Source organism: Nocardia sp. NPDC004718 (genome assembly GCF_053601535.1).
The window spans coordinates 65,990-79,781 of record NZ_JBSGCA010000029.1 but is presented as its reverse complement, the minus strand read 5'-3'; the positions used below and the strand labels follow the sequence as shown (position 1 = coordinate 79,781).

Below are 13,792 nucleotides of genomic sequence, written 5' to 3'. Positions count from 1 at the left end.
CTCGAGGTCTTGTTGGTCGTAACGACGGATCCAGCACCAAGTCGTCCCGCGTGGCAGACCCGGAGGGATTCGCGTCATCGCTGGGCGGCGTTGACGTGAGCCCAGGACTGGACGTCGCCGCGGTCGAGGGCCAGTGCCAAGAGTTCCGGGAACTTGTCGGGGGTGCAGGCGAAGGCCGGGATGCCGAGTGCGGCGAGGGCTGCGGCGTTGTCGTGGTCGAAGGCGGGGGCGCCGTCGTCGGAGAGGGCGAGCAGCACGACGACCTGTACGCCGGAATCCTGTAGCGAGCGGACGCGGCGCAGCATCTCGTCGCGGATGCCGCCCTCGTAGAGGTCGGAGATCAGGACGAACAACGTATCGGCCGGGCGGGTGACCAGGGACTGGCAGTAGGCGATGGCCCGGTTGATGTCGGTGCCGCCGCCGAGTTGCGTGCCGAACAGCACCTCTACCGGGTCGTCGAGTTTGTCGGTGAGGTCGACGATCTCGGTGTCGAAGACCACCAGCGAGGTGCGCAGCGACCGCATCGAGGCGAGCACCGCGCCGAACACCGACGCGTACACGACGCTGGCGGCCATCGAACCGGACTGGTCGATGGCCAGCACCACGTCCCGCCGGACCGCCTGGGCCTTGCGGCCGTAGCCGACCAGGCGTTCGGGCACCACGGTGCGATGCTCGGGCAGGTAGGTGGCGAGGTTCTTGCGAATGGTGCGGTCCCAGTCGATATCCCGCAATTTCGGCCGGGTGACCCGGGCGGCGCGGTTCAGCGCACCGGAGACCGCGGCGACGGTCTGCGCCGCGATGCGCTGCTCGATCTCCCGCACCACCTTCTCCACCACCATGCGCGCGGTGGCCTTGGTGGTCTCTGGCATCACCCGGTTCAAGCTCAGCAGGGTGCCGACCAGGTGCACGTCCGGTTCCACCGCCTCGAGCAGTTCCGGCTCCAGCAGCAATTGGGTGAGATCGAGCCGCTCCACGGCGTCGCGTTGCATGACCTCGACGACGGAGGCGGGGAAGTAGCTGCGGATATCGCCGAGCCAGCGGGCCACGCGCGGCGCCGAGCCCTGCAAACCACCGGTGCGTTTACCGGGCGAGGTCTCCTCATCGGTGTTGTACAGCGCCGACAGCGCCCGGTCCATCGCCGCGTCGGCGCCGGAGCCCAGCCCGCCCAGTCCTTCCTCCGCGGCCGCGCCGAGCACCAATCGCCAACGCCGAGACTGTGCTTCGTCGGTCACGGCGTGTCCTCCTCGGTACGGGCGAGAGCGCCGGTGCGGCCTCGCCCCGCTGCCTTGTCACTCATACTGCGTCCGGTTCCGGCATCAGTGGGCCTGTGTGGTCGTGGTGCGTTGCTGCTTTCGGGTTCGGCCGCTGATGCTGTGTGGGTTTTCGGCAGGGGCCGTGATCCTGCTTGATTGCGCTGTGCTTCCGCTGCGGAGCCTCGTGCTGTGCCCGATTTCGGCATCAGTGGAGTTCTGCGCGTGGTGCGTTGCCGCTTTCGGATCCGGCCGCTCATGCTGTGCCGGTTTTCGGCATCAGCGGGGCGCTGCGTGGTCATGGCGTGTCGTTTCCGGCCGCACCGCTCACGCGGTGTCCGATTGCGGCGTGAGCGGGGCCCGGTGTGGTTACGCGCCGCTGCCGTCTCCGGGTCCGACCGCTCATACCGTAACCCCCAGGATCTCCGCCGCGGTGCGCACCGCGGTCGTGGCTCGATCGGTGTCGATGCCCGCGACGGCCGCCGCCGGTGATACCGCTCCGCCGTCGCGGACCGCCTGGCCGATCGCGCGGCGTTCACCCGATTCGAACGCGCCGAAGGTACGGCGCAGCAGCGGCAGCGTCTCGACGAACGTGTCGTTGCCGAGTCCGCGCAGCCAGTCGTCGATGAGCCGCAACAACTCCCGATCGTGCACCAGCAGCAGGCCGCGACCGCCGAGGAATCCGTCTATCCACGCCGCCTTGGCCGCGGCGGTGGCGCCCACCGAGAGGGCGGCGGACAGTCGGCGCGCGGATTCGGCGTCATCGATGCGACCCGCGTCGGCGAGCAAACGGACCGCACGACCGACCAGCGCGCCGTGTACGTCGTCGCGGTCGGCGACCCGGCGCAATGCGGCGAGCCACTCACCGGTGGCCCAGCCGTCGTCCCTGGTGTGGATGGCGGTGTGCGCCGCGTCCAGCAGACCGCGCAGATCGGTGGCGGCGTCGGTGTCCAATCCGGTGACCGCCGCGGGCAGGCCGGCGCAGATACGCACCAGCAACCCGTCGGCCACGTGGGCCAGCGCTTTGGTGTCGGTGCCGCGCACGTCGCCGTAACGCAGTGTGCGGATCAGGCCGGGCAGCGCGGCCAGCAGGTGGGTGACGTCGTGGTCGAGCGCCGCGGTGGATTCCAGCCGGGCGATCAATCCGTCGGTGGCGCCGCCCAGGTCGGCCAGCAGCGCGACTTCCAGCGCGGCGGTCAATTCGCCGACCGAGCGGTCGGCGCGGCTCGCGGTGTCGAGAATCTTCGCCTCCGCCGCGGTGCGGATCGTGGTGCCCCAGCGGGAGGCCTCGATGATGGAGATCGCGTACTCGGGCTGCCATCGCAGCGTCCAGGTTTCCCGGAAGGTGCCCGTGCTGCGCACGTCGCTGGTGGTGAGTGTGCCCCACTCGATGCCGAGCACCCGCAGCCGGTGCAGCAGGCGCGATCGCCGCACCTCGCGATCCTTGCGCAGATCCAGATCGACGGTGCGGATCGATGGCTCCTGCTTCATCCGCAGCGACCGGATGGTGGCGCGCAGGTCCGCGTCCAGCGGCACGGTCGGCGTCTGCTCCGGAACGGCCCCGAGCGCCTCTCCGACGACGAGTTCGCCGATCACCAACCGCAGCATCGTCTCGTCGCCGCCGCACAGCACCGACCGGGTGGCCTCGGTCACCTCCGACAGACCGGGGAGCGGGCGACCGCGCAGCGCGGCGAGGGTGTCGGCGAGCCGGACGGCCTCGATGACGTGGGCGCTGGAGACGGGCAGATCGTGGGCGCGCAGCACACCGGCGACCTTGGTCAGCCAGCGGGCGATCGGCCGCTCGGTGGCGGTGAACAGGTGGTGGTACCAGCCCGGTGAGGTGACGCCCGCGCCGTAGCCGGAGGTCGTGGACAGCCGCGAATGCGTCCACGGCACCCAGGTGAGCCTGGTTTTGATCTTCGGAAGGCCCTTGAGCATCCGTGCGTCCGGCGCGGCGGGACCGAGCGCGCCTGCGAGCGCGGGCGCGTGCCACGCCCCGCACACCACCGCCAGCCGCATCGCACCGTCTTTGAGGGCCTTGCGCATCGTCTGGCGCATATGAGCCTCGCGCCGGAGGGTGTGGGCGTCGACCACGAGTGGTTCGGGCGGTGGTTCCGGCACGAGGGCCGATTCGGCTACTGCCTCCGCGACCGAATCCAACTCCGACGTGGAGTCCATGGTGGATCGATCCTGGTCCTCGGTGGATCGCTCCTGCGCCGGTTGCACGGTCGAGAGTTGCTCGCCTTCAGGGCGATCGCGTCCCGATTCGGCGGTCGGTCGGTCATCAGCCGGTTCGGTGCCCGCATGCCCCTGGCGCGCCGGGCCGTCTTGCGCGGCCGACGTCGGGTCGCCATGCGTGGCATCGCGCTCGGCGCCTTCCCGCAGCGCGCCCATCGCCTCGGTGATCGCGTCGAACGCGTCGGCGTCCGGCACGGTTTCGACGACGGCGTCCCACCAGCGTTCGGCGTCGTCGTAGCCGCCCGCTTCGGCGAGCGCGGCGAGCGGATCGAACCGGTCGCCGGGCTCGTCCTCGGTCGCGAGCGTGACGCTCGCGGGCAGATCGCAGAACCGCACGGGCACCGCGTTGTCCGCGGCGTACCGCAGCGCCTGCCACTCGGGGGAGAACACCGCGTACGGCCAGAACGCGGCCGTGGCGGGGGCGTCGGGAACGTACGCCAGCAGCGCGACCGGAGGGGCCATCCCTTCGGCGGCGACGAAGCCCACCAGCGGATCGGCGTCCGCGGGCCCCTCGATGAGGATCATGTCGGGCCGGAAGTCCGCCAGGGCCGTCCGCAGCGAGCGCGCCGAGCCGGGACCATGGTGGCGGATGCCGAATACCCTGGTTACAGGGGCGGTTTCGACACCGGAGGTCACCCGGTGACCTCGCGGCAGGCGCGGTAGAAATCCGCCCAATCCGGTCGCTCGCGGACCACGGCCTCCAGGTACTCCGTCCACACCACCGCGTCGGCCACCGGGTCCTTGATCACCGAGCCGAGCACCGCGCCCGCGATGTCGGAGGCGCGCAGCACGCCGTCGCCGAAGTGCGCCGAGAGCGCGATTCCGTTGGTGATCACCGAGATCGCCTCGGCCGTGGACAGTGTTCCGGACGGCGACTTGAGCTTGGTCCGGCCGTCGGCCGTACTGCCGGAGCGCAGCTCGCGGAAGACCCGCACCACCCGCCGCACCTCCTCGGCCGCCGCGGGCACGGTCGGCAGTTCCAGCGCGGAGCCGAGCTGCTCGACCCGCCTGCTGACGATGGCGACCTCCTCGTCCTCGCTCGCGGGCAGCGGCAGCACGACTGTGTTGAACCGGCGGCGCAACGCGGAGGACAACTCGTTCACCCCGCGGTCGCGATCGTTGGCGGTGGCGATGACGTTGAAGCCCTTCGCGGCCTGCACCTCCGTGCGCAGTTCGGGCACCGGCAGCGTCTTCTCGGACAAGATGGTGATCAGCGCGTCCTGCACGTCCGACGGGATGCGGGTGAGTTCTTCTATGCGGGCGATGGAGCCCGTCCGCATGGCCGTGAGCACCGGCGACGGCACCAGCGCCGCATCGCTCGGTCCCTCGGCGAGCAACCGCGCGTAGTTCCAGCCGTAGCGGATCGCCTCCTCGGCGGTGCCCGAGGTGCCCTGCACCAACAGCGTCGACGCACCGCTGATGGCGGCGGAGAGATGCTCGGACACCCAGGTCTTGGCGGTGCCCGGCACCCCGAGCAGCAGCAGTGCGCGGTCGGTGGCCAGCGTCGCCACCGCGACCTCCATGAGCCTGCGCGGGCCGACGTACTTCGGGGTGATCACGGTGCCGTCGGGCAGGGTGCCGCCGAGCAGGTAGGTGACCACCGCCCAGGGCGACAGCCGCCACGACGGCGGGCGGGGCCGGTCGTCGGCGGCGGTGAGGGCGCGCAGCTCGTCGGCGTACGCCTGTTCCGCATGGGGGCGCAGCAGATCCGGCGTCGGGTCGGTGGTGGTCATCGCAACTCCTCGAGCATCATCGAGCGGTTGTTGAGGTCATGGGCGAGCTGGTCGAAGGCCCGCTGCCAGGCGGGATCGTCGCATTTGCGGGCCACCGCGGACAGCGTGCCCGCGGCGGCGACGGGGAGGTGGACCGAGGCCGCGGCGAGCAGCGAGCGGTGCGCGTTCGGTGACGCGCCGTGCGTCTCGGGGCGCCGCGCCGCCGCCCGCGCCCGCTCGAACAGCAGCAGCACCACATGCTGGGCCAGCGCTTCCGGCCACGGATGGCCCATCGCGGGCAGCAGCGCCTCGATCTCCGACAGCCAGGAGCCGTCCAGCCGCACCAGGTGCGCGGTCCGATCCGGCAGCGGTAGCAGCGCGAACAGCTCCCGTCTGCGCAGCATCGCCAGATCGGTGGGCACGCCCGCTTCGAACAAGGCCCGCGCCCACGTCGAATCGTGTTGAGCCAGTGCGGCGTCCACCCAGCCGTCGAAGATGGGCTGCCGGAACCGGTCTTCGATCGTGGCGCGCACCGCCTGTTGCGGTGTGCCGAACACACCGGTCCAGTGCGCCAGCGGCGTCGCGGCGACCACCTGCCGGAGCCGGGCCGCGGACACGTCGGGCGCGCCGTTCCAGCGGTAGGCGAATTCGATGGTGCGGTCGGTGATCCCGTCGCGCTGCGCGGCGGCGTCGGGCCGGTCGGGCAGCGTGAGAACCACGTTCGTGTGCAGCATTCGGTGCTCGGCGCGGATCCACGCGCTCGCTCGGGCGCGCATCCGCTGCGAGAACGCCGATTCCGGCAGTAGCGCGAGCAGTCCGGCGGCGGTGCGGCGCACGTCCGCGCGCCGGTCGTCCAGCGCCGTTTCCAGCAGGGGCTCGTCGTCCGGGCCGAGCCCGTCGGCGAGCACGGCCAGCAGTTCGGCCTTCAACGGCCCGGATTCCTTCGGCCACGCCGCGGTGAGCTCCGCCCTGGCCGCGCCCGCGTCGCCGCGCCGGAGGTCGGCGAGCCAGTCGCGCCGCTCGGGTGGCCGACCGAACAGCCAAGTGTCCGTGGAGCGTTCGGCGTCGGCGGACGGCAACCGCACCAAGTCGCGCCAATCCGGATGCCGGGCCGCCAGCCAGCTGCCGCGAGTGCCCGCGAGGCGTAGCAGCGGCTCGCGCAGGCCGGCATTGATCTTCGCGTGCTCGAGCAGTTGCTCGCACAGCGCGCCCGGCGCCCGGTAATCGTGCGGCCGCGCCGCGTCGAACCATTCGGGCAGGAACGCCGAGCGTTCCCGCAGCATGCGTGCCAGGCGCACGGCAGCAGGGCGCGGCAGCGACGGACGGGGATCGTCCGCCGCGGGTTCCGGTGCCGCGGCAGTGGCGGGAGCGACCCCGCCGCGGAGGAAAAGGTCCTGTAGCGCGGCTGTTTCGAGCAGGCGCACCGCGGGATCATGCGGTAACCGGTCGGCAGCGCGTGCGATCGCGGGCGCCAGTGCGGCGAGATCCGGGGCGCGGCGCGCGGTGCCGAGCAGCGCGACGGAGGTGAGGTCGGCGCTCCCGGTCGGCCCCGCGGGCGAGGTCGCGTCGGGCACGAAGGTCTCCGTGTATGCCAGATCGATCACCTCCCCCGCGGTGAACACCGAAATCGGCTTCCATCCGTCGGCGCTCCACTCGCCGACCACCGTCACCGGATGACCGCCCGAGACGGCCAGCAGCGTCCACGGTTGTTCGCCCGGCCGGATCGGCAGCGCGCTGCCGCCGGATTCGGCGAGGTACCAGCCCTCTTCGGTGCGGGTGGGTATCACATCGGCAAGCAGCATCGGCCACGAGCGCAGCCACGGATCGGCGCCGAGCGCGGACGCGTGCGCGGCGAGCGCGGCGGCGATGGTGGCGGGGTGGTTCGCGTCGGCGGGCAACGTGGTGAACGGTTCGACCGTGCTGTGCCGCTCGCCCCACAGCGCACGCAGCGGCGCGGCGCCCGGGTAGAAATGCAACTCCGCGTCGGCCAGTTGACCCAGCGCGGGAACGTCGGCGGGGAAGCCGGGGGAGCCGAAGGAATGGTCGACCACCAGCGCCCAGCGCCTGCTCTCCCGCCCGTACAGCCAGGTGCGCCGGGTGTAGAGGCGCTCGTCCTCGGTGATCCGCGAGCCGAACACCATCCACCGATCACGCACCGGAGCTTCGGCGCGCACCGCCTCGGCCGGATTGGGATAGCCGATATGGGTGCGGATGGTGGCGCGCAGCGCGGGCGACACCGCGTCGAGCTGCCGGTGCGCGGCGATCAACAGGTGCATGCGCGCGTACTCGCGCAGCACCACGTCGGGCCAGTCGGGTCTGGTGGCCACGGCGGCCGGGAGCCTGCGCAGAGCGGAGGCGAGGCCGGGGGCCTGCGCGTCGACCATCCTGGCGGCCACGGCCTCGAAGGCGCGATACGAGCGATCGGTCTGCGCGAGCCCGGTGCGTACCTGATCACCGAGCCAGACGTCGAGTTCCTCCAGCCCCGCCGTGACCCGCACCCGGCGCTGTTCGGCGGTGGCCGGATTCGGGGTGCGGGGCCGCTCCGCGGTCGCGGCGGCCCGCGCCGTACGGCCGCCGATCCACGCCGCCGCGTAGTCCGCGGTCTCCGGCGCGACGGCGACATCGCCCGCGGACCAGCGCAGCAACAGCGACAGCGCGTGTTTACAAGGAAACTTGCGGCTCGGGCAAGAGCACCGGTACGCCGGACCGGACAGGTCGACGATCGCCTGATAGGGCGTGGCGCCGCTGCCCTGGCACCGGCCCCACAGCGCCGTGCCGTGCTGCCCGCACTCGCGCCAGCGACCCACCAGCTTGCGAGCCGCCGAGAGCGAATTCGCGTCCGGCGCCAACGCCGTGACCTGGGCTTCGGTCCACGGCGTCGTCATCGGCTCGCTCCGGCTCGCTGCTGCCTCATCGCCTTCCTTCATTGCTCGGTTGACCGGATTTCTACCCCAGCGCACCGACAAGTACCGCCGCCGGCGCCGCGCCGCCTTCGGAACCGCTTGTCCCGGTGCCGCATTCGTCTTTCGAACGAATCTTGCGCCGATCGGTGCGCTCTGGCATTCTGTCCTGTTCGGCTCGACCGAGCCACCCGGACCGGGTGTAGACACCATCGAGGCTGCCCGCCGGGGTTGGCGCGAGGGGTGGACATCGAGACATGGCGCAGGCGTCTCGATGACCATATATCCATCCCCGCGGGCAGATTCGCCTGGGCGCGGTGGGCGATTCCGGCGCGATCGGGTAGCGTTCCGCACAGCTTCGACAAGGCGCCGTGCACGGGGTCGGAGGACGTGTTGCGGCTCGATGGTGGAGGGGTTTTTCGCATGCGCCTGGATCCCGACGCTGTCGAGGCCGCCGGTTCCACGGACGCGCCGCCCCGGCTCTCGGCGGTGGTGACCAGGCGCCTGGCCGAGGATCCCGCGGTCACGCCGTCGGTGACGCGGACCGTCTTGCGCGCCATCGGCGCCGCCGAAACAGAGGACGCGTCAACGGCATTCGATCACTCCGGGATTTTCCTCAGCGCCATCCGGGTGTGCGGTTTCCGGGGTATCGGCCCCGAGACGACGCTGCAACTGCCGCCCGGCCCCGGCCTCACGCTCGTGGTCGGCCGCAACGGCAGCGGCAAATCCAGTTTCGCCGAGGCCGCGGAGTTGGCGATGACCGGAGGGAACCGCCGGTGGGACGGTCGCTCGGCGGCGTGGCGGGAGGGCTGGCGCAACCTGCACGACGGCACGGCCGCCCGCATCGAGCTCGAGTTGCTCACCGCCGGTGCCGCGCCGCGCCTCACCATCGCCAAGGAATGGGCGGCCGGCGCGGACCTGCCGGACGCGCACTGGACCCAGCGGTATCCGCCCGCGCCGCCGACAGGATTCGACACCGATCGGTGGGCGGCCCAGCTCGAGCTCTACCGCCCCTTCCTGTCCTACAGCGAACTCGGCGCCCTGGTGGACGGGAAACCGAGCGACCTGTTCGACGCGCTGCACCAGCTGCTCGGTCTCGACGAACTCACCCTGGCGCAGGAACGGATCCGGATGCGCCGTCTGGAGCTGGAACGCGCCGTACGGGATTCGCGTCAGGAACGCCTGGAACTGCTGGAGCTGCTCGCGTCGGTGGCCGACGACCGCGCGGTCCGGGTCGCCGGGCTGCTGCGGCCCGCCCAACCGGATCTCGCCGCGGTGGGCCGGGAAGTGCTCGGCGCGGTGGACGACCCGACCGGACCGGACGGCCTGCGCGCCATCGTGCGGCTCGCGCTGCCCGGGGACGCCGAAGTGGAGGCGGTGGCCACCCGGCTCGAGGATTGGGGCGCGGCGCTGGCCGCGGGAGCCACCGCCGACGCCGAAGCCGATCTGCGCCTGCTGGAACTGCTGCGCAAGGCGCGGGAACACCATGCCGCGAGCGGGCCGTGTCCGTGCCCTGTGTGCGGCCGCGGCGCACTCGACGACGCGTGGGCGCGCGAGACCGATGCGGCCATCGAGCGGCTCACCGCCCGAGTCGACGCGCTCACCACCGCACGGATCGAGCTCGGCAACGCGGTGCGGGCCGCGCGGGCGCTTCCCGACCTCGTTCCCGCCGAATTGGATTTCGATCCGCGCAACCCGCCGTCTGTCGACACCACGGCGGTGCGCGAGGCCTGGGCCGAATGGGCCGCGCTGACCATCACCGAATACGCCCCGGACCTGCCCGCCCGGCTGCGCGCCGCCCACGCGCGACTGGTCGACGAGCTCGACCTGTTGCAGAAGGGCACCCGCAAGGAACTCGACCGCTTGGACGAGGTGTGGACGCCGCTGGTGCCACGGATCGTGGCCTGGCTGGAGGGCGCGCGCGAGGTGGCCGCGCACGCCGCGGAGCTGCGCACCGTGAAGAAGGCCGAGGACTGGCTGAAGTCGGCCACCGCGGGTCTGCGCGGCGAGCGCATGACGCCGCTGGAGACGACGGCCCGGTGGGTGTGGCGCACGCTGCGGCAGCAGAGCAACGTCGAGCTGGGCGCGATCCGTTTGCAGGGCAACGCGGGCACCGCGCGCCGCGTGCTGCTCGACGTGACCGTCGACGAGGTGGACGGCGCCGCGCTGGGCGTGATGAGCCAGGGTGAGCTGCACGCTCTCGGTCTCTCGCTGTTCCTGCCGCGCGCCACGGTGGAGCAGAGCCCGTTCCGTTTCGTCATGATCGACGACCCGGTGCAGGCGATGGACCCGGCCAAGGTGGACGGCTTGGCCCAGGTGCTGGCCACGGTCGCCTGGACCAGGCAGGTGGTGGTCTTCACCCATGACGAGCGCCTCGCCGAAGCGGTGCGGCGGATGCAGCTCGACGCGACCGTGCTGGAAGTGCAGCGCCGCGACCGCTCGGTGGTCGAGGTGCGGGTGTCCAGCGACCCGATCCGCCGCTATCTCGACGATGCCCGCGCATTGGTGCGCACCCCGCAGTTGCCCGCGGCGATCGCCGACGAACTGGTGGCCACGTGCTGCCGTTCCGCGGTGGAGGCGGCCAGTCTGGCCAGGGCGCGGCGCACCCTGCTCGCCGCGGGCATGGGTCACGCGGAAGTGGAACGCCACATCGATGCCGCGCATTCGACCCGGGCGAAGGTGGCGCTCGCGGTCTTCGGGGTCGGCAGCAAGGTCGACGACTTGAACAAGAACCTCATCGCGCGCGAAGGACGGTGGGTGGTGGACGCATTGCGCGACGCCACGGCGGGCGCGCACGTGCCGATCGGGCGCGATATGCGCGAGCTGATCGGTGAGACCGAGAAGTTCGTCGCGTGGCTGGCCCGGTGAGGCGCCGATGAGCGGGCGGCGTCGGCCGGTCGGCGCACGTCGTGGACCCGCGGGCGGCGGGCGCGCGGCCCGGCACGGGCAGCGTGGGCCGAACGGCGCGCACCGCTCGCGCGCGAATCGGCCGTCGGTCGCCGAGCGGCTGGAAACCGTGGATCTGTTGCTCGCCGGATCGGTGACCGCCGCGGGCGGGCTGTGGTCCCGGGCGACGGCCTGGATTCTGCGGATCGCTCTGGAGCAGGCCGTCGACGAACTGTGGCTGCGGCTGGCGCCCCCGCTGGTCCGCTGTCCGATGCGGGCACAGCTCATCGCGCTGCGCGCCTTCGCGGGACCGGACGTGGCGGCGCGCGTGGCCGTGCTCTGGGCGGCGCTGTCGCGCGCCGCGCACCATCACGACTACGAACTCGCGCCGAGCGTCACCGATCTGCGGCGCTGGCGGGAGCAGACCGTAGCCTTGGCCGAGGACCTGGCGGCGGTGCGGGCGCGCCGGGATTCCTGACACAGGTCGGAAGGGTGCGGAAATGAACAAGGCACGGCGCTGCCCGTGTGGGCGTGGCGAGGCATTCGAGGACTGCTGCGGTCCGGTGTTGAGCGGCGAGCGTCCCGCTCCCACCGCCGAAGCCCTGATGCGCTCGCGCTACACCGCGTTCGCGGTGGGCGATGTCGACTATCTGCTGCGTTCGTGGCATCCGCGCACTCGGCCGGCCGCCTTGACCCTCGATCCCGCCCAGCGCTGGTTGTTCTTGGAAATCACCCGAACCGACCGCGGTGGACTGTTCGACGACACCGGCACGGTGGAGTTCGTCGCGCACTACCGCGACGCGGGCGGTCGCGGCGCACTGCACGAGACCAGCCGGTTCGCCCGATCCGACGGCGCCTGGGTCTACCTGGACGGCACGCACGACGACTGAGCGGTAGCGTCAGCGGGCATGGCACGCGTCGCGATCGAGTACTGCACCCAATGCCGCTGGCTGCTGCGGGCAAGCTGGATGGCGCAGGAATTGCTCAGCACCTTCGCCACCGATTTGGACGAAGTCGCGCTGCTGCCGGGTTCGGGCGGGGTCTTCCGGATCACCGTGGACGGCGAACAGATCTGGGAGCGCAAGGCCGACGGCGGATTTCCCGACATCACCGTGCTGAAGCAGCGCGTGCGCGACCGGGTCGCACCCGAGCGCGACCTCGGTCATGCCGACCGGCGCGAGTGAGACCGCGCCGGAAACTCAGCCGCAGCAGCCGCCACCGCAGCAGCCGCCGCCCGCCGGGGGCGCCGCCGGGGTGGGCGCGGGCGTGCTCGCGCCGCCACGGGAGACGGTGGCGAAGGTGGTCAGCAACTTGACCGTGTCGTCGTGGCCGATCGGGCAGGTCGCCGGCGCGGCCGACTCCGCCATCGGACGGGTCACCTCGAACGTGTCACCGCAGCTGCGGCACCGATAGCTGTAACTCGGCATCCGCTCAGTTTAGGGCCTGTGCCGCCGCTGTGTTCGGATCGGCCTGCGCCAAATGCTTCGCAGCCGCGGACCGCGTCCGTAGCGTGGCTGGGCAGCGCGGCGATGAAGAGGTGACGGCGATGGCGGACGGCAGCGCGGGAGCGGTACTTCGAGCGTTGCTCGAGCTGGGTCCGGCTCCGCGCAGTTCCATCGCCAGACACGCGGGAATCTCACCCGCCACGGTGACCTGGCAGACTCGCGCGCTGCTGGAGGCGGGGTTGATCGTCGAGCTGCCCGAGACCGCGGGCGCGTCCGGGATCGGCCGACCGCATAGCCCGCTGGCGCTCGACACCGCCGACAACGTGGCCATAGCGGTGCACATCGCGGCCACCCACACCACCGTCGCGGTGGTGGACATCGGCGGCACGCTGCGGCGCACCACGAAGGTGCAGCACCCCACACACGCCCCGTACGACATCCTGGCCACCGCCGCCGCCGAGGTGTGCCGGGTCCGCGACGAGTCCGACGGCCTGCGGATCGTGGGCCTGGGCGTCGCTACCGGCGGCCGGGTCGACCGAACGGCGGGGTCGGTGGTGGACCATTCCTTCCTACGCTGGCGTGACGTCCCGGTGCGGGAGTATCTCGCCGCGCGCACCGGATTGCCGACCCAGCTCGACAGTCACACCAGAGCGCTGATGCACGCCGAGCAGCTGTTCGGCCGCATGGGCGCGACGGCGAGCTCGGTGGTGCTGTTCGTCGGCAACGTGATCGATGTGGCCATAGCGGTGCACGGGCAGGTGCACTATGGGCCGAGGTCTGGAGCCGGATCGATCGAGTCGCTGCTCGGCCTGGGCGCGGGAAAGAGCGCGGGCCCGCAGGGGGGTTCCTCGCTCGACGACTACTACTCCGATCATGCGCTGCTCGAGCGCTGCGGCGTGGCGTCGACCATGCCCGAGTTGGTGGCGGTGGCGGCCGAAGGCGCGCCCGTGCGCGGGCTGTTCGTGGAGCGCGCCCGCGTCCTCGGCCGGGTCGTCGCGGCGCTGATCGATCTGCTCGATCCCGAATCGGTGGTGGTGGTCGACCGCGGCCGCCGCGTCGGCGGCGTGTGGGAGGCGTATCTCGCGGCCGTACGCGAACATTCGCTGTTGTGTACCGACCCGGCCGAACTGGTGGTCGGTTCGTCGTTCGAGGGGCGAGTCCTGGAGATGTCCGCGGGCGCGGTGGTGCTGCACAGCCTGTTCCACACTCCGCTGCGCGCGCTGGAGGCTGCCGTTTGACTCCGACTTATTTTAAGTAGAACGAATATTGACGTGCGGCACGGGTATTCGGGAAAGTTCTTTCATGAAAGAAATACACCGAGCCATTGCCGGGACCGGATCGCAAGTGCGGTGTTGTCCGGG

10 protein-coding genes are annotated in these 13,792 nt (G+C 71.6%); 5 read left to right on the top strand and 5 right to left on the bottom strand.

The window, feature by feature from the left end; all coding sequences use genetic code 11:
• Window positions 1-74: 74 nt before the first annotated feature.
• The 4 genes from ACWEH3_RS22300 to ACWEH3_RS22285 all read right to left on the bottom strand — a co-directional run bounded on the left by ACWEH3_RS22300 (window position 75) and on the right by ACWEH3_RS22285 (window position 8,085).
• Window positions 75-1,232 carry a VWA domain-containing protein gene (locus ACWEH3_RS22300; protein ID WP_450025544.1) on the bottom strand — a complete coding sequence of 386 codons (1,158 nt, stop codon included), beginning with the start codon at window positions 1,230-1,232 and terminating at the stop codon, window positions 75-77.
• Window positions 1,233-1,652: 420 nt separating this feature from the next.
• On the bottom strand, window positions 1,653-4,124 hold the full coding sequence (locus tag ACWEH3_RS22295; RefSeq protein WP_452358380.1) for a DUF5682 family protein: 2,472 nt from the start codon (window positions 4,122-4,124) through the stop codon (window positions 1,653-1,655).
• Window positions 4,121-5,221, bottom strand: a complete 1,101-nt coding sequence (locus ACWEH3_RS22290) for an ATP-binding protein (RefSeq protein ID WP_450025546.1) — start codon at window positions 5,219-5,221, stop codon at window positions 4,121-4,123. Before ACWEH3_RS22290 ends, ACWEH3_RS22295 begins: the two co-directional genes overlap by 4 nt.
• A complete protein-coding gene (locus ACWEH3_RS22285; protein WP_452358379.1) occupies window positions 5,218-8,085 on the bottom strand; it encodes a DUF5691 domain-containing protein in 2,868 nt (955 codons plus the stop codon). The genes ACWEH3_RS22290 and ACWEH3_RS22285 overlap by 4 nt, the downstream gene beginning before the upstream one ends.
• Before the next feature lie 438 nt (window positions 8,086-8,523).
• Between ACWEH3_RS22285 and ACWEH3_RS22280 the strand changes: the two genes are divergently transcribed.
• Genes ACWEH3_RS22280 through ACWEH3_RS22265 form a run of 4 tightly spaced genes read left to right on the top strand, consistent with a single transcriptional unit; the run spans window position 8,524 to window position 12,170 of the window.
• A complete protein-coding gene (locus ACWEH3_RS22280) occupies window positions 8,524-10,968 on the top strand; it encodes an AAA family ATPase (protein WP_450026553.1) in 2,445 nt (814 codons plus the stop codon).
• A 7-nt stretch (window positions 10,969-10,975) separates the two neighbouring features.
• Window positions 10,976-11,464, top strand: a complete 489-nt coding sequence (locus ACWEH3_RS22275) for a hypothetical protein (protein WP_450026551.1) — start codon at window positions 10,976-10,978, stop codon at window positions 11,462-11,464.
• Between the two features lie 22 nt (window positions 11,465-11,486).
• A complete protein-coding gene (locus ACWEH3_RS22270) occupies window positions 11,487-11,876 on the top strand; it encodes a YchJ family protein (RefSeq protein ID WP_356967304.1) in 390 nt (129 codons plus the stop codon).
• An 18-nt stretch (window positions 11,877-11,894) separates the two neighbouring features.
• Window positions 11,895-12,170: a SelT/SelW/SelH family protein gene (locus ACWEH3_RS22265; RefSeq protein ID WP_355077196.1), complete on the top strand. Its 276-nt coding sequence runs from the start codon at window positions 11,895-11,897 to the stop codon at window positions 12,168-12,170.
• 15 nt (window positions 12,171-12,185) lie between these two features.
• On the opposite strand, the gene ACWEH3_RS22260 is transcribed toward ACWEH3_RS22265, so the two are convergent.
• Window positions 12,186-12,413: an FmdB family zinc ribbon protein gene (locus ACWEH3_RS22260; protein ID WP_452358378.1), complete on the bottom strand. Its 228-nt coding sequence runs from the start codon at window positions 12,411-12,413 to the stop codon at window positions 12,186-12,188.
• Window positions 12,414-12,532: 119 nt separating this feature from the next.
• Here ACWEH3_RS22260 and ACWEH3_RS22255 point away from each other — a divergent pair, with 119 nt between their 5' ends.
• Window positions 12,533-13,669, top strand: a complete 1,137-nt coding sequence (locus ACWEH3_RS22255; protein ID WP_450020860.1) for an ROK family protein — start codon at window positions 12,533-12,535, stop codon at window positions 13,667-13,669.
• Window positions 13,670-13,792: the final 123 nt, after the last annotated feature.

Coding starts and splice junctions, on each gene's coding strand:
- ACWEH3_RS22290 (WP_450025546.1), bottom strand. CDS start 5,221: ATGACCACCACCGACCCGACGCCGGATCTGCTGCGCCCCCATGCGGAA.
- ACWEH3_RS22285 (WP_452358379.1), bottom strand. CDS start 8,085: ATGACGACGCCGTGGACCGAAGCCCAGGTCACGGCGTTGGCGCCGGAC.
- ACWEH3_RS22280 (WP_450026553.1), top strand. CDS start 8,524: ATGCGCCTGGATCCCGACGCTGTCGAGGCCGCCGGTTCCACGGACGCG.
- ACWEH3_RS22275 (WP_450026551.1), top strand. CDS start 10,976: ATGAGCGGGCGGCGTCGGCCGGTCGGCGCACGTCGTGGACCCGCGGGC.
- ACWEH3_RS22270 (WP_356967304.1), top strand. CDS start 11,487: ATGAACAAGGCACGGCGCTGCCCGTGTGGGCGTGGCGAGGCATTCGAG.
- ACWEH3_RS22265 (WP_355077196.1), top strand. CDS start 11,895: ATGGCACGCGTCGCGATCGAGTACTGCACCCAATGCCGCTGGCTGCTG.
- ACWEH3_RS22260 (WP_452358378.1), bottom strand. CDS start 12,413: ATGCCGAGTTACAGCTATCGGTGCCGCAGCTGCGGTGACACGTTCGAG.
- ACWEH3_RS22255 (WP_450020860.1), top strand. CDS start 12,533: ATGGCGGACGGCAGCGCGGGAGCGGTACTTCGAGCGTTGCTCGAGCTG.